This window comes from Fibrobacter sp. UWB7 (assembly GCF_900142945.1).
Lineage (GTDB): Bacteria > Fibrobacterota > Fibrobacteria > Fibrobacterales > Fibrobacteraceae > Fibrobacter.
In genome coordinates, this window is record NZ_FRCO01000001.1 from 1,007,592 (window position 1) to 1,023,348 (window position 15,757).

Here is a 15,757-nt window from a genome sequence, read left to right on the forward strand (position 1 = left end):
AATGAACGCCTACATAAGAAAAGTTTTTCCTCATGATGAAGATCACGAAGTCAGCTTAACTGCAGATATCTTCGCGAGATTCTTTGAGAGCCAACAAACCATGAATTTTGTTAATGCCAATGGTGATGAAGGCGCTGTCACGGTAAACAATGCGACAGATTTGCGCTTTGGCGGTGACTTTAGACGTTTGTGCGGAGAAATCCATAGGAATGATTTCATTGTTATCGTCAAACGTCGGACCGATTATAAATTATCTGTTGTTCGTCAAGGAAATGATGGATATGTTTTTTGCGGAACTTTATATGAACAAGCCGCGGATAGACATGCCGTAATCTCATTAGAAAATACTTTCCCGCCGGATGACATAGAAGTAGAAGTGAACGCAGCTTCTGAGGAAAACCATGATCAAGAAGCGCCTGAGTTGGTCGAAAATATTGATTTATTTCAAATTATATATTACGGTGCACCAGGTACAGGTAAATCAAATAAAATAGAAAACGATTTATTTAAAGATGCAGATGGTGGTCGATATGGGCTAAGCTCTATTGACAAAAGACGTAAATTCCGCACAACATTCCATCCTGATTATGATTACGCTCAGTTTGTAGGTACGTATAAACCAAGAGCTTTTCAAGTAGGTTCCCAGCATGAAGAAGAAACTGCTGAGGGCGTTCAAAATGTTGCCAATCAAAATAAAACTGAAATTACCTATGAATTTGTGCCGCAGCTTTTCGCAAAGGCGTATGTGAAGGCTTGGACAGAGTACTTAAAGGTACATGCCGCTCCTAATGCAGAAAAAGTTTATTTAGTTATTGAAGAAATCAACCGTGGAAACTGTGCTCAAATTTTTGGAGACATTTTCCAGCTGCTTGATCGTAAAGAAGGACACTCTGATTATCCTATTGATGTTGATTCTGACTTTGCAAGCTACATCAAAGAACAATTATCTAATGTAAAGCAATCGGAAGATGCAATAGCTAATTATTGGAATGATTATAAAAATAAAATTCAAGAATGGGATAGTTCAGAACAAGGCGAAGAACGTGCAGATGATGATTTCTGCAAAATTGCTCTCCCGCCGAATCTGAATATTCTCGCCACGATGAACACCAGCGACCAATCGCTGTTCCCCATGGACAGTGCGTTCAAACGCCGTTTTGACTGGGAATACGTGCCGATAGACTATGACCATCCGAATGCTGATTTTGATATAGAAGTAGGCGACAAAAAGTACAAGTGGCTAGATTTTTTGGAAAAAGTGAATAAAAATGTTTTCAAGGTGACCAAGAGCGAAGACAAGCAGATGGGCGAATTCTTCATTAAGCATTCTGTGGATTATAAGGAATTCCGCTCCAAGGTTCTGTTCTACCTTTGGGATTCCGTATACAAAGATGAAGAAGGTAATAAAGACGCAGAAAAGGTGTTCCATTTCAAACTTGAAGGGAATCAAGATAAAACGTTGACCTTCCAAACGCTTTTTGAAGGAAGTGAAGTTGACCAAAAAGACCGTATAGCAAAAATCATGTCTAATTTGGACGTTGTAGACCAGAATGCACCACCTCCTCCTCAGCAAGGTGAACAGGGTGCTAATGCTGCCGCTGCCGAGCCCGCTCCTGCGGAAGAACCGAACCCAGCACAATAAGCATTACGATAGGCTTGTTGCATGATTTTTCTTTTCGAAGAACATCCCTACGATTTCAAATTTCTGAAAAAAGTCATTGGACATGGCGAAGGTGATTTAAAATACCGTAGCAAGAGTGGCTTCAATACAGAAACAACAAAAGATGGCGTAAAGATTAACGGCGTCGGCTATTGCTTTTTCAATGGTCAACCCGTCTTTGTGCTGCCCAAGGTGTTTTTGGATGAAAATGGGCAAAAAGCATTTGGCATTGATATTGATGCCGAAGGAAAGGATTGCTTCGGTAACCAAAAAGAAGAAGATCAAAGTATCAGCGTTGAGCAGCGAAAATTTTTCTCGTCCATTTCGCTTTGGTTATACTCTGCTATAGACAAGTACAATAAAAATAGCGAGGGCACTAAAGATAATGGGGTGGCGACCCCGCCGCAATCGGAATCCCGAAATTTCAAGAAAAATGACCGTTACGCCACGCTGCTCGATATTATGAGCAGCATGGAGCTATTCTATAAAAAGAATCAATCCCTTTTCGTTTTTGTCGCAAAAAACAAGCACAGCGGGAACCACAAGATAAATTGGCAACGCACGGTAAATAAAAAAACTCCGTTTATTCAAGACGGCGTGCCGATATACATGGACCTTGTAAAAAAGGCCAAGGTGTTTGATTTAGACGATCGCCTTTTGGTCTTGTATTTCTCTGCAATGAGATTTATTCAGGATAAATTCGGCTATACAATGCCGCAAAGCGAGTTCTACCAACCGCTCAAGCTGAACGAGGTGGAACGCCTTCTAGAAAACGAACGAGGGTTGCGCGAACTCAAGAAAATCAAGTACAAGTATTTTGAGGATAGGCTCCTTAAACTATACAACATTATGGAAGCGTTCTTCCGATGGGGAGCTTGTTACAAAAACAAGAACAACAATGTTCAAGAATACCTGATTGCCAATTCGTTCAATAACGTATTTGAAGCGATGATTGACGAACTGATTGGTGATCCTGAGTTTGCTGATTTGAAAAATAATGATGATGGCAAGATTATTGACCACCTCTATAAAGAAAAGTCGCTGATGTATGCTAGTGGTGAATCCAATAAAATTTGGCACATTGGCGATAGCAAATATTACAAGCATCCTGAAGACATTAAAGGGAAATCCATATATAAACAGTTTACCTATGCAAAAAATGTGATGCAGAATTTCTTCAGTTCCAAATATATTGAAGAAATGAGCCGTGATGCAGATGCTCATCGAAGTGTGCGGTACCGTGATGACTTAACCGAAGGCTATAATATTACTCCTAATTTTTTCATTCGTGGGGATGTTCCGAAATTTAGCAATGAATCGCAATATGTTTCTGATTATTTTCAGCCCCGAAACGAAAAAAATGAATTAGTCAAATTGGCGAAATACAAAGATAAGAATGGGCAGGAAACAGAAGAAGCCATGATGAACCATTTGTGGAGTATTCGCAATCGTCATTTCAAAAATCGGCTTTTTGATCGTGATACTTTGCTACTACAGATTTATGACGTTAATTTCTTGTATGTACTGAATGCATACACATCCAAACGCTCGACCCTCCGCGAAGAATTCAAGCGCGATGCTCGCGATAAGTTCCGAAAGAACTTTATATTATTACTGGACAAGAAATTCAATTTCTATAAAATCATTCCACAAGGTCTTGATCTAAACGCATTTGTGACCCATCGTTTTAGACGATGGATTGGAAAAATGTACTGTCCAGAGGACGTTCACGATGACCAAAAGACATTTATTATTTATGCAGAAGAAAAAGAATCAGAAGAATTATTGAATGAAACAACGTCAAATGAAAAGAGACGTGTAATAGACAATGATGAATTTATTTGTCTGCCATTGTCTGCGCAATCGGTGCTTGACGCCGCAGCTGATCGAGAACTAAACCCCGACATTTTTACAATAGAATCAACATCAGAATTGCTTAATAGAATTGAACGTGGGGGTATTGTTGAATTACCTAAGCAACAAGTTTTTCCAAATCAACAAACATCTGTTCCCAAATATCTTCTTGCACTCGGTGATGATGCTGCCGACATTCATTTGTTTATTGTGCTTTCCGTTGCAGATTCTAGTGGCACATTCGTTTGTTTGCATGTTCTGGAACAGAACTCATATGTTCAGCGTGTATTTGATTGTAACGAAATCTGGGAAAACAAAGTTAATCTTGTCAATCAACGAATGAAGTGGAACGATTTGCCTTGGCGTTCCACGGTCTAATAAAGCTGCGCATCTGCATCTTAGTAGGCCCCGCTAATTTTACTTGCTGTCATCTAGTTCGGGGTCGTACTTGTTCTCTACCATCATGGCGAGATCCTGTTCCTCGTTGAACTGTTCCAGCTGGCTGTGGGCGGCATCGTTCAAGTCAAAGCTTACAAAAACGGCAATTCCGTCTTCACCCATGTTGGCAAGAAGGTTCAAAAGTCGCTTTCGTCGCCAACGGGGCATATCGGTAATGGGGTATTCGTGCAACTTGTCCAGCACAGAACCGGGACAGTAGTCCATGGCGGCGGACAGTTTCTTTTTCAGTGCAGCGCGGTATTTGTCCACTTCACCCTTTTTCCCTACGAGGGGGTTCTTGCGTATTCCGAGCTCGACACCTTTCAGTGCAAATTCATTCTTGGTATAGTCAACCTGGTCGAATGAGACCTCACCCTTGTACAGGCCAAGTATCTCAGACAAAGAATTGCCCTCGGCATCGGTGTAGCTCACTATGCCGTATTCCACCCTGCGTTCGTTGCCTGCAACTTTGGAAAGATCAATGCGTTTGCCGTTTATAACAAACTCGACCTGTCAGCTACCCATTTTTGACACCCGTATATAGACGGAAGTATCGAGTCTGTGAAATAAGGGGCGGGCAAAAATCAGTAAACGCGATTTATCTTGTAAAATTTTCTTACACCCCTAGCCAACATTTTCAACATTAGGTACATTAATGCAGCACGTGATTCTCTGTCAATTGGAGAATCGCGTTTTCGTTTTATAACGCTAACGCATTCGCCTCGGCAATGAAAATAAGCAAGCTTATTTTCGCTGCTCTCGGCTTAGTGCGTTTTTTTTATTCCGTGATTTTGGAATAAGGGGACGCCTCTAACATCAACCGGTCACAAGTCGTGACCACATGGAGGCTATTATGGCAGAAAACAAAGAAGAATTTGAGTTGCCAAAGGAACTCTTGGAATCAATAGCGGGGCTTAATGAACTTATGAGCCAGCAACAGGATCAAGCAGCAATGATGTACAGATTGATGTTCCGCCATGAACGGAATCTCCATGTACTAGACCGCTATTCAGATATCGTACTTGAAGGCGTTTCTGGCATGGGTAGCGAGTTCGCGAAAGAGGATTACAGGAATTTTTTGCAATACCTGTCGTATGTTATTCCGGACGAATATGCTCCGCATAAGGAAATGTACGAAGAAGAGCTCAGAATCGCCGAAGATGATGATGAGTCTGCAGATAAGGAGGTCACGTAATGGATCTTGTAAAATTCGAGAACGCTTTGAAGATAGGGGAAACTGCGGCCATAGAATTCAAACGGGCTGGCGGTACTATTGAAATGGATACCTTCGAGACGGTTTGTTCATTTTCAAACCGATTCGGCGGTGATATTTACCTAGGAGTACTTGACAACGGGACTGTTGTCGGCATTCCTGAAAATGCCGCGCCATCCATGGTGAAGAATTTTATTAGCGCCATTGGCAATCCAGACTTGTTCAGCCCCACGCTTTACCTTGAACCGGAAATTTTCAAGTACCGCAAGAAAACCTTGATTCATATACACGTACCGTCGAGCGGTGAAGTACATTCGTTCAAGAAACGGATTTACGACCGCATGGACGAGGCGGACGTAAAGGTAAGTGCGACGGCAAAAATCGCGCAGATGTATATTCGCAAGCAAGAAATCTACACGGAACGCAGGATGTATCCGTATGTGAAGTTGAAGGACTTGCGCTTGGACTTGCTGCCGATGGTGCGGATTCTGGCGAAGAACAATGGCGGCGGTAGCCACTTGTGGGAAAAACTTTCGAATATGGATTTGCTGAAAAGCGCGGGCCTTTACGCCGAGGACCATGCGACCGGCAAAAATGGATTTAATCTCGCCGCGGTGATGCTTCTTGGTCGTGATGAAGTCATTCGCGATGTCAGCCCGGCTTACCAAACGGATGCGCTTGTCCGCAAGGTGAACGTCGATAGGTATGATGACCGTTTGACTGTGGTGACAAATCTTGTTGAAAGTTTTGAGCAACTGTTTAAGTTCGCAACGCTGCATTTGCCCGATAAATTCTATGTGGAAGGCGCTGAACGCAAGTCGCTGCGAAACATTGTGGCTAGAGAAATGTTGGTGAATACGCTGATGCATCGTGAATATTCGAGCGCATACCAAGCAAAATTTGTGATAGAACAGGACAGGATGTATGTGGAAAATGCGAACAGGGCTCGGTTCAACGGGCCGATTACACTCAGGAACCTTGAACCGTTTCCAAAGAATCCACTAATCGCAAAATTTTTTCGCAATATTGGTTATTCGGAAAAGCTCGGGTCTGGTGCGCGCAAGATGTTCAAGTACGGGCGTCTTTATTCCGGTGTTGATCCCGAGTTTATCGAAGATGATGTATTCCGCATTATCCAACCGCTGAACGAAAACTATTCGTTCGATGCAGAGATTGCAAACGGAATAGGTGGTCAGAAGACTACACAGAAAACTACACAGAAGACTACACAGAAAATTCTTGCTGCGATGGAGGATAACCCCAATGTGACTATATCCGAATTGTCGGAAATTTGCGGAATAACTGTTGATGGTGTAAAATGGCAATTGAGAAATCTCACAAAAACCGGACGCATCGCCCGCATCGGTGGAGATCGTGGTGGTTATTGGGAGGTGTGCGGAAAGTAACTTTTCTATCTTTCACGTCATGCAAAACGAAAACTCTCAAGAAAAAATCAAGGGCAACCCGATTGCCCTTTTGCCTATCGCCGTGTTCCTGGTACTTTATCTGGGTCTCGGCATCACGTTTGAATATGTTCTCAAGATCCCGATGGGATTTTACAACATCCCGATTGTCGCGGCATTCTTAGTGGCGATTTTCGTGGCATGCGTGCAGAATCGCAAGCTGAATTTTGACCACAAGATGAATGTGATGGCAGGCGCACTTGGCGACCGCAATATTTTCTTGATGATCCTGATTTTCCTTTGCGCGGGCATTTTCGCAGGGATTCTCGGGCGTTCAAGCGCCTCAGCGGCAGCATACTTACTCTTGGATTTCATTCCGGCGCAATTCGCGGTGGTAGTGCTGTTCGTTGTCGCGGCGTTTGTCTCTACGGCGATGGGTACGTCTGTTGGCACAATTGCAGTGGTCTCCCCGATTGCGGTTGAGGTCGCACAGATGGCGGGCTTTGGCGTTCCGTTCTGCATAGCAACGGTGATTGGCGGCGCGATGTTTGGCGACAACTTGAGCTTTATTTCGGATACGACGATTGCGGCAACATCTACGCAGGGCTGCAAGATGAAGGATAAGTTCCGCGTGAACTTTCTGGTGGCAGCCCCGGCAGCACTTCTCGCAATTATCATTATCACGGCAATTTCGTTTGTGACCACGGCAAATACGGTTGCCGAAAACTCCTACAATCTCGTACAACTTATTCCGTATGTTCTCGTATTGGTACTTGCGCTCACGGGCATCAATGTTTTTGCGGTTTTGCTCATTGGCATTGTTGCGGCATCCATCATTATGGTGGGTTCCGGCACGCTTAATATGATTGGCCTTTTGCAGAACATCGGAAACGGCATTTCGGGAATGTACGAGACAATTCTCGTGGCGGTTTTGGTGAGCGCTTTGTGCGGGCTCATTCGCATTCACGGCGGTTTCGCAGCTCTGTTAGACTTTATCCATAAAGTTTTCAAGGGACACCGCAGCGGTCAAGTGGGCGTTGGCCTCTTGGTGAGCGCACTCGACATTGCTACAGCAAACAACACAGTCGCCATCGTGATGGCGGGCCCTATCGCAAAGCAGATGGGCGATGAATACAGAATCTCGCCGAAAAAGACAGCTTCGCTCCTAGATATTTTCAGCTGCGTGGTGCAAGGAATTTTGCCTTACGGCGCACAGATACTCGTAGCGCTCGCCGCCATTTCGACAGCTATCCCAAACGCAAACATCAGCGCGTTTGACCTCATTCCCTACATGTTCTATCCGTTCTTACTGCTTGTCAGCGTACTCATATTCATTGCAATTTCTCCGCGCAAGAACAAACATTAACCTAACTACAAATAAAATTATTCACCAATAGTCCCCGCTACTAACGGGGATTTTTTTTCATATTCCAATTTAGACTACCCCACAACTACTCCTCATATACGTTACTTTGTAGTTTACAATTGAGGCAGACAAACGTCTCAGAATAAACTAGGAGGAAATCATGAAAACCTTAAAATTCATAACAGCTGTAATGCTTGCGTTTATGGTCACAACATCGTTCGCAGCACGAATAGTCAAATCGAAACTGGGCAACATCGAAGTCACCAACGCAAAGGACGGTGGCGAAGTTGTCTGCACAGCAGAATTCAATGACGAACTGACAATTGTCAAAGAAGCCGAAACTAAAGTCCTCGTCAAAGGGCGATGCGGAATGGGCTGGGTCGATAAATCAAAAGTTGAATATGTCGCCAAGGCGCAGGACAAGGTCATTATTTTTGACGAAATCCCGTTATTAGATTGGCACGACAATCCAATGGGTACCGGTATTTTGATCGACGACATTGAAGATTTTGACATCGCACAGATTGACCGCGATTTCAAAGAATACCTGACATACACTATGGATCGTGAGCAAACAGAAATACGAAATGGAGAGAACTGAGCTCACGCATCAGCGCTGCCCTGCGGGGCAGCGTTTTTTATAGCCCTTTCATAGCCTTGTACAAAGTCAAAACAGTTAACAATTCTTTATAATTTTATTACATTTCCCGTCGATTAAACAAACACAGATATTTCATCAAGGAATTCTTATGAATATTGCTATCGTCGGTACCGGTTACGTTGGACTTGTTAGCGGTACATGTTTTGCCGAAATGGGCGTCAATGTGACTTGCGTTGATGTGAACCAGGCCAAGATTGAATCTCTCCAGAAGGGTGAAATTCCTATATACGAACCGGGTCTCGATGAAATGGTGCTCAGGAACCAGCGCGAAGGCCGTCTCAACTTCACAACCGACCTCGCCAGCGTTCTCGACAATGTCGAAATGGTCTTTAGCGCCGTGGGTACGCCTCCGGACGAAGACGGTTCCGCCGACTTACAGTATGTGCTCGCAGTGGCCCGCACGTTCGGCCAGAACATCAAGAAGTACACCGTTCTCGTGACCAAGTCTACAGTCCCTGTCGGCACCGCCAAGAAGGTCAAGGCCGCCATCCAGGAAGAGCTCGACAAGCGTGGCGTGAACGTCCCGTTCGACGTGGCCAGCAACCCGGAATTCTTGAAGGAAGGCTCCGCCATCACGGACTTCATGAAGCCCGACCGCGTTGTCGTGGGTGTCGAAAGCGAACAGGCCAAGGAACTCATGACCCGCCTCTACCGCCCGATGATGCTCAACAACTTCCGCGTGATTTTCACGGACATCCCGAGTGCCGAAATGATCAAGTACGCCGCAAACTCCATGCTTGCGACCCGCATCAGCTTCATGAACGACATCGCAAACCTCTGCGAACTCGTAGGCGCCGACGTAAACATGGTCCGTAAGGGCATCGGCAGTGACACCCGTATCGGCTCAAAGTTCCTCTACCCGGGCTGCGGCTACGGTGGAAGCTGCTTCCCGAAGGACGTGAAGGCACTCATCAAGACCGCCGAAAAGAACGGCTACAAGATGGGCGTTCTCAAGGCTGTCGAAGAAGTCAATGAATACCAGAAGACAGTCCTTTTCAACAAACTCGCAAAGCGTTTCGGCGGCGAAGCCAACCTCAAGGGCAAGACGATTGCCATGTGGGGGCTCGCCTTCAAGCCGGAAACGGACGACATGCGCGAAGCGACCGCACTCGTGCTTATCGACAAGCTCTCCAAGGCTGGCGCTATAGTTCGAGTCTATGACCCGGTTGCCATGAACGAATGCAAGCGCCGCGTGGGTGACATCGTCACTTACTGCAACGACATGTACGAAGCATTGCTCGATGCCGACGCACTCCTCCTCGTGACCGAATGGAAGCAGTTCCGCATGCCGAGTTTCGGCGTGATGAAGAAGTCCATGAAGAACGCCCTCATCATCGACGGCCGCAACATCTACGACGCGAAGGAACTTGCCGACGCCGGATTCGAATACAGCGCCATCGGTTGCTAAGGAATAGCCATGCTTGATAAAAACGTTATCCTCAATGGAAAGGCCGTCCTTGTTACGGGTGCGGCAGGATTTATCGGCTGCAACCTCTGCAAGAAGTTGCTTAACGACTACAACTGTTCCGAACTCGTCGGACTCGATTCCATCACCGACTACTATGACGTGAACATCAAGCACGAGCGCCTCAAGGAAATCGAGGATCTCGCGACATCAACCGGCAAGAAGTGGACATTCGTAAAAGCGAACCTCGCCGACAAGGCTGCAATCGACAGCCTGTTCGAGAAATACCACTTTGCCGTCGTCGTGAACCTCGCCGCCCAGGCCGGTGTCCGCTATTCCATCACGAACCCGGATGCCTACATCCAGAGCAACCTCATCGGTTTCTACAACATCCTGGAAGCATGTCGCCACAATGAGGTCGAACACCTCGTGTACGCGAGCTCCTCCAGCGTGTACGGCAGCAACAAGAAGATTCCGTATTCCACCGACGACAAGGTCGATAACCCGGTCTCGCTGTACGCCGCCACCAAGAAGAGCAACGAACTCATGGCGCACGCCTACAGCAAGCTCTACAACATCCCCAGCACGGGACTCCGCTTCTTCACCGTCTACGGACCCGCTGGCCGCCCCGACATGGCCTACTTCGGCTTCACCAACAAGCTCAAGGCTGGCAAGACCATCCAGATTTTCAACTACGGCAAGTGCAAGCGCGACTTCACGTTCGTCGATGACATTGTCGAAGGCGTTGTGCGCGTGATGCAGCACGCTCCCGAAAAGCGAAGCGGCGAAGACGGTCTCCCACTCCCGCCGTACAAGGTCTACAACATCGGCAATAACCACCCGGAAAACCTGCTCGACTTCGTGACGATACTCCAAGAAGAACTCGTCCGTGCGAAAGTTCTCCCCGCCGATTACGACTTCGAGGCGCACAAGGAACTCGTGCCCATGCAGCCCGGCGACGTGCCCGTGACCTATGCCGACACGACCGCCCTGGAGAATGATTTCGGTTTCAAACCCGCAACACCTCTCCGCGAAGGTTTAAGAAAGTTTGCAGAATGGTACGCAGGGTATTACGGAAAAGTAGAATAATAATTAAAGTTCTTTTTACAGAACAATCAAGCCGTCACTTTCAATCTGAAATTGGCGGCTTTTTTCTATTAAACATTAGAAAAACCTCAAAAAAAAAAGATTTATCAAAGAAATCATAAGACAAAGCGAGAGTATATTATAAGGAAATAAAAAAAATGTAAAACGTAAACAGTGAAATTTTCTACTTTTACGATCTCAATTGAGAGTTGACCTATTGGAATTTTGCACGTGAAAAAAGTATTGCATATATCGAAGTACTACTATCCCTTTACCGGAGGCATAGAACAGGTCGCCAGAGACGCCGTTCGAGCTCTACAGGGAAAATTCGAGCAAAAAGTTCTTTGTTTTGAACACGACAACAGCGAGAACCAGAACGTCGTTGACGATATCGAAGTCATTCGCTGTAAATGCCAGTGCAAAATTTTTTCGCAGTCCATTTCGCTAGAATTGGCTTGTAAGTTCAAGGAACTGCTTAAGACGTTTAAACCGGATTATATCGTATTTCACTATCCGAATCCATTCGTCGCAAGCATTCTTTTAAGGAACATTCCCAAGGAAACCAAGCTTATTCTCTACTGGCATCTGGACATTACCCGCCAGAAGATCTTAGGCAAGATATTCCATCCGCAAAACTTGGCCCTACTGAAAAGAGCAGACAGGATTATCGCCACAAGCCCCAATTACATTGAGGGCAGTAAGTATTTGTCAAGATTCAGATCCAAATGCAAAGTCATCCCGAACTGCATTGACGAAAACCGTCTTGCAAAGACCCCCAAAGCAGTCGAGCTGGCAGAAAAGATCAAGCAAGAAAACAAAGGCAAGACCATCTGTTTGTCTGTCGGACGCCTTGTACCATATAAAGGCTACAGCTATCTCATCAAGTCAGCTCAAAAGCTAAACGAAAATTTTGTTTTCTATATCATTGGCGATGGAGAAAAGAGAAAGTCGCTAGTAAGTCAGAGCAAGAACTGCCCTACAGTCAAGTTCCTTGGGAAACTAGCGGACGACGAACTTAAAGCCTACTATTTGGCAGCAGACATTTTCTGCTTCCCATCAATTACCAAAAACGAAGCGTTTGGAATCGCCCTTGCCGAAGCCATGTACTTCGGTCTGCCCTCCATTACATACACCATTCCAGGAAGTGGCGTAAACTACGTGTCCCTGAATGGCGAAACAGGCTTGGAAGTTCCTAATAGGGATGTCGAAGCTTATGCAAACGCAATCAAGGAACTTTCTGCGGACAAGGACAAAAGAAAACAGTTTGGGGAAAAAGCATTTAACCGCGTTGTAGAGCATTTTCTATACAAAGAATTCCAAAGCGATTTCGTTAATATAATGGAAATGAAATAGGATGACACGTTACTGTATTAACGGCACATTTCTTAGCGAAAAAAGAACAGGGATTTTTCGATTTGCAGAAGAAATAATCAAGGCCCTAGATTCTTTAGTCGGCGAAAATCTTGATATAGTTTTAGTAGTCCCCAAGCACACATCTATTCCATTTTCTCTCAAGAATATACGCATTCTTGAATATGGTTTCTTGAAGGGAATTCCATGGGAACAAACATTTTTCGCTTTCTATGCATTAACGCATAGAAGAATTCCTATTAATTTGTGTAACGTTACACCATTGCTAGTACCAAATGGATATTCGGTCATTCACGACATAAGTTACAAAGTCAATCCTCAATACTTTTCACATTGGTATGGCTTGCTATCAAGAACGTGGCATTGCCTAAATTATTGGGTCATCACCCATTTTGCAAGACACATTTTTACAGTTTCGGAATTCTCCAAAAAAGAAATAGAAAAAGTCTATAAAACAGATTCGCAAAAAACGACCGTCATAAATAACGGTTGGCAACACATGCTAAAAGTGGAACCAGCCAACGACAGCGTTTTTGCGAAATACAATCTCGAAAAGCAGAAATACTTTCTTAGTCTTTCGACCATTGCCCCCAATAAAAATTTGAAATGGGTTTTACAAGCGGCCCAAAACAATCCCGATAAGACGTTCGCCATTGCAGGTTCCTTGAACCCAACGCGTTTCGGCCTCGACTTGAACTTAGACGAACTCAGTAACGTCAAGTTTATCGGCTATATAAGTGACAACGAATTCGTCACTCTGGCAAAGAACAGCGAAGCATTTATTTTCCCTTCTATTTATGAAGGTTTCGGCTTGCCACCTCTAGAAGCCATGGCTGTTGGAGCCCCTGTTATTGTATCGAACATAGAAGTTCTGAAAGGAATCTTTGAAAATTCGGCTCATTATGTGGATTCGCAAAACGCGTATATTAATTTAGACGATTTGCTGAGCAGCAAACTTGCAGATTCAAATGAAGTACTTAACCGATTCAGCTGGGGAAAATCAGCTAAAGGACTTCTTGAATGCTTGAATTAAGAAATACATCAACCCACGTAGGTTCGTCAATATCAATAAATAAAATTGCTCTTTGGATAATTTTATTTTTTGGTGTTTTTGATACAGCAAGGCTATTTACCCCGCTCCCTTCATTTTTAGGTTATCTAAAAGAAGTTTCTATTTTTTTTCTTTTCCTCCAACTTTGCTTAAAAAGAATATCGTTTAACTTACGTAGTTATTGGGGTTTAACTTTTGTATTGTTCTTTTCCATATCATTACTTTGTATAAATCGAGTTTTTTTTTCAAGTTATTTTTCTAATGAACTTTTAATATATCAAATAAAAAACATTGAATTTTTTCTCCTATTTTTAATATTCTTCAATCTTAAAAAGCTGGTTCCCAGCTACACAGTTACACATCTAATAGACATCTATATCAAATTATCTCTAATACTTGTTATTGTAAATTTGATTGGCACCATGGTTCCAAATCCCATTTGCTACAAATACATTGGACGTGGTTTTGATTCAACAATGTTTATCGGCCGACTGTCTCTTGGACAACCCGCTATGGCATCATTTCCCATTTTATTATCGTTCATTTGGCTTTGGACAAAAACAAACAAAGGAAAAATCGACTTCATTTTTCTTTGTTTGTTACTTTTCTACATTGCAGCCTCTACAGCTATGACCGCATATATTATTATTTTGGCAGTAATCATCTTCAATTTTTTCATATTTCGAAAAGACAAAAAACAATTCAAAAACAACATTCATTTTTTTGCCATCGTTTTACTGATTGCATTTTGCAGTCTAAATGTACTCATTTCCTATTTTTCGGAATTTTCCAATATTCTTGACATTGAATTTTTAAGAGCTCGTTTTCTCAAAATTTTGGGATATGGTAACTTTGAGGATAAATCACTAGGAATGAGATCCGCTTATAGAGCAAAAATTCTATCTACTCTATACGATAAAGATTCTTTTATATGGGGCATTAGCCCAGATTATTACGAGTGGATAAAAAATGTAAATTACGCAAAAATTCCTATAGAAAACACCTACTTTGACATTCTCGCAAAATTTGGAATAATCGGATTATTATCATATTTATCGTTTCTCTTTGGTTATATTAAATACGCTCTTAACACTTACAAAATTTACCACAACAAAGAATTAGTATCCCTTATCGTTTCTATTACCTTAGCTATGGTTTTATATAGCTGGACCTTACCGATATTTGCCACATACTGCATGGCATTTGGTTTCGCACTGTTTTCTGCATACATTTTTACATGCAAGGATTCAATCGATGAGTAAACTACTATACGTTCTCGTGTGTTCGGATAAAGATTTATATTGTGAGCAGTGCATTCTATCCATGATGAGTGCAAAAAAGAATTCGCCTAATGCAAAGATCTCATTGTTGATTGATGATGTGACTAAATCGTGCATAGAGCAAAGCGAAACAAAAAAACAAATATTCAACCTCATTGACGAATTAGTTATAGTTCCGCGCCCACAAGGTTTTTCAGGCATGGAAACAAGCCGGTTTTTGAAGACCTCCATGCGAAACCACGTCAAGGGAGATTTTCTTTTTATAGACTGCGACACAATTATCTGCGATTCCCTGGACGACATTGTCAATACGCCGTTTGATTTTGGTGCGGTTCTTGACCAGCACATGCCTTTTTCGAAAAACACGCACTTCGCCATTGCAGAACAGCATGTAACGAGAATTGCAAAGACTAAAGAAGTCGCGCAATATGAAAACTACTTCAACAGTGGCGTTTTATGGGTCCGAGAAACTGCCGAGAACTTAAAATTATTTGAGGACTGGCACAACACATGGCTTGAATCTAGAAAGCAAAAAATAAAAACAGATCAGCCATCACTCGCTTTTGCTAATTACAAGAACAAGTTCATAATCAAAGAATTGAGCGGAATCTGGAATAGTCAGGTTTGGTTTGCCGCCAACTATCTTCCCAAGGCAAAGATTATCCACTACTTGGCAAGCATTACGGACGTGACCGGCGGTTACAACCGATTCTCTATAAATTTACCGCAAAAAATCAGGGACGGAATCGCATTAGACCATTCAGACTGGGAGCTCATTCAAAATGCTCGTAATGCATTTCCTTCGCCCAACGCCATTATCACAGGCTCCGATTTTGAAATATACAGATCATCGCTATGCGGAATTCTCCGTTCGTTATACAAGAAAAGAAAACTCTTTAATTTTTTAGAAAAAGCGATATACTATATCAGAGTTTTCAGAGCCAAAATTCTATTGGAAAGGAACTAGCT

General features: G+C 43.5%; 13 protein-coding genes. 12 read left to right on the top strand and 1 reads right to left on the bottom strand.

The genetic code is table 11. The features are described from left to right. Nucleotide 1 precedes the first annotated feature (1 nt). Nucleotides 2–1,642, top strand: a complete 1,641-nt coding sequence (locus BUC30_RS04170) for an AAA family ATPase (protein ID WP_073423658.1) — start codon at nucleotides 2–4, stop codon at nucleotides 1,640–1,642. Between the two features lie 21 nt (nucleotides 1,643–1,663). Beyond that, nucleotides 1,664–3,892: an LlaJI family restriction endonuclease gene (locus BUC30_RS04175; RefSeq protein WP_073423659.1), complete on the top strand. Its 2,229-nt coding sequence runs from the start codon at nucleotides 1,664–1,666 to the stop codon at nucleotides 3,890–3,892. A gap of 39 nt (nucleotides 3,893–3,931) precedes the next feature. Here BUC30_RS04175 and BUC30_RS04180 read toward each other — a convergent pair whose 3' ends face one another. After that, the gene (locus tag BUC30_RS04180; protein ID WP_073423660.1) at nucleotides 3,932–4,399 is read right to left on the bottom strand and encodes a hypothetical protein; all 468 of its coding nucleotides are present in this window, start codon (nucleotides 4,397–4,399) and stop codon (nucleotides 3,932–3,934) included. A gap of 406 nt (nucleotides 4,400–4,805) precedes the next feature. Here BUC30_RS04180 and BUC30_RS04185 point away from each other — a divergent pair, with 406 nt between their 5' ends. The 10 genes from BUC30_RS04185 to BUC30_RS04230 all read left to right on the top strand — a co-directional run bounded on the left by BUC30_RS04185 (nucleotide 4,806) and on the right by BUC30_RS04230 (nucleotide 15,755). After that, nucleotides 4,806–5,147, top strand: coding sequence for a hypothetical protein (locus BUC30_RS04185; protein WP_073423661.1), 342 nt, complete (start codon nucleotides 4,806–4,808; stop codon nucleotides 5,145–5,147). After that, nucleotides 5,147–6,571, top strand: a complete 1,425-nt coding sequence (locus BUC30_RS04190; RefSeq protein ID WP_073423662.1) for an RNA-binding domain-containing protein — start codon at nucleotides 5,147–5,149, stop codon at nucleotides 6,569–6,571. The genes BUC30_RS04185 and BUC30_RS04190 overlap by 1 nt, the downstream gene beginning before the upstream one ends. A 19-nt stretch (nucleotides 6,572–6,590) precedes the next feature. Continuing rightward, nucleotides 6,591–7,934, top strand: a complete 1,344-nt coding sequence (locus tag BUC30_RS04195) for a Na+/H+ antiporter NhaC family protein (protein WP_083555491.1) — start codon at nucleotides 6,591–6,593, stop codon at nucleotides 7,932–7,934. A 160-nt stretch (nucleotides 7,935–8,094) separates the two neighbouring features. Beyond that, the gene (locus BUC30_RS04200; protein ID WP_073423663.1) at nucleotides 8,095–8,535 is read left to right on the top strand and encodes a hypothetical protein; all 441 of its coding nucleotides are present in this window, start codon (nucleotides 8,095–8,097) and stop codon (nucleotides 8,533–8,535) included. Between the two features lie 148 nt (nucleotides 8,536–8,683). Then, complete coding sequence (locus tag BUC30_RS04205) at nucleotides 8,684–10,003, top strand: UDP-glucose dehydrogenase family protein (RefSeq protein WP_073423664.1); 1,320 nt, start codon at nucleotides 8,684–8,686, stop codon at nucleotides 10,001–10,003. A 9-nt stretch (nucleotides 10,004–10,012) separates the two neighbouring features. Then, nucleotides 10,013–11,089 (top strand): NAD-dependent epimerase/dehydratase family protein, encoded by a 1,077-nt coding sequence (locus tag BUC30_RS04210; protein ID WP_073423665.1) that lies wholly within the window; start codon nucleotides 10,013–10,015, stop codon nucleotides 11,087–11,089. A gap of 228 nt (nucleotides 11,090–11,317) precedes the next feature. Further along, nucleotides 11,318–12,439, top strand: coding sequence for a glycosyltransferase (locus BUC30_RS04215; RefSeq protein WP_073423666.1), 1,122 nt, complete (start codon nucleotides 11,318–11,320; stop codon nucleotides 12,437–12,439). A 1-nt stretch (nucleotide 12,440) separates the two neighbouring features. After that, entirely contained in the window at nucleotides 12,441–13,490 is a 1,050-nt protein-coding gene (locus BUC30_RS04220) for a glycosyltransferase family 4 protein (RefSeq protein ID WP_073423667.1), read from the top strand. After that, nucleotides 13,478–14,770, top strand: a complete 1,293-nt coding sequence (locus BUC30_RS04225; protein WP_073423668.1) for an O-antigen ligase family protein — start codon at nucleotides 13,478–13,480, stop codon at nucleotides 14,768–14,770. The genes BUC30_RS04220 and BUC30_RS04225 overlap by 13 nt, the downstream gene beginning before the upstream one ends. Next, nucleotides 14,763–15,755, top strand: coding sequence for a glycosyltransferase (locus BUC30_RS04230; RefSeq protein WP_073423669.1), 993 nt, complete (start codon nucleotides 14,763–14,765; stop codon nucleotides 15,753–15,755). The genes BUC30_RS04225 and BUC30_RS04230 overlap by 8 nt, the downstream gene beginning before the upstream one ends. Nucleotides 15,756–15,757 lie beyond the last annotated feature (2 nt).

What these genes read in the sequence shown, in the direction of transcription:
- BUC30_RS04170 (WP_073423658.1), top strand. Translation starts at nt 2, where the DNA reads ATGAACGCCTACATAAGAAAAGTTTTTCCTCATGATGAAGATCACGAA.
- BUC30_RS04175 (WP_073423659.1), top strand. Translation starts at nt 1,664, where the DNA reads ATGATTTTTCTTTTCGAAGAACATCCCTACGATTTCAAATTTCTGAAA.
- BUC30_RS04185 (WP_073423661.1), top strand. Translation starts at nt 4,806, where the DNA reads ATGGCAGAAAACAAAGAAGAATTTGAGTTGCCAAAGGAACTCTTGGAA.
- BUC30_RS04190 (WP_073423662.1), top strand. Translation starts at nt 5,147, where the DNA reads ATGGATCTTGTAAAATTCGAGAACGCTTTGAAGATAGGGGAAACTGCG.
- BUC30_RS04195 (WP_083555491.1), top strand. Translation starts at nt 6,591, where the DNA reads ATGCAAAACGAAAACTCTCAAGAAAAAATCAAGGGCAACCCGATTGCC.
- BUC30_RS04200 (WP_073423663.1), top strand. Translation starts at nt 8,095, where the DNA reads ATGAAAACCTTAAAATTCATAACAGCTGTAATGCTTGCGTTTATGGTC.
- BUC30_RS04205 (WP_073423664.1), top strand. Translation starts at nt 8,684, where the DNA reads ATGAATATTGCTATCGTCGGTACCGGTTACGTTGGACTTGTTAGCGGT.
- BUC30_RS04210 (WP_073423665.1), top strand. Translation starts at nt 10,013, where the DNA reads ATGCTTGATAAAAACGTTATCCTCAATGGAAAGGCCGTCCTTGTTACG.
- BUC30_RS04220 (WP_073423667.1), top strand. Translation starts at nt 12,441, where the DNA reads ATGACACGTTACTGTATTAACGGCACATTTCTTAGCGAAAAAAGAACA.
- BUC30_RS04225 (WP_073423668.1), top strand. Translation starts at nt 13,478, where the DNA reads ATGCTTGAATTAAGAAATACATCAACCCACGTAGGTTCGTCAATATCA.
- BUC30_RS04230 (WP_073423669.1), top strand. Translation starts at nt 14,763, where the DNA reads ATGAGTAAACTACTATACGTTCTCGTGTGTTCGGATAAAGATTTATAT.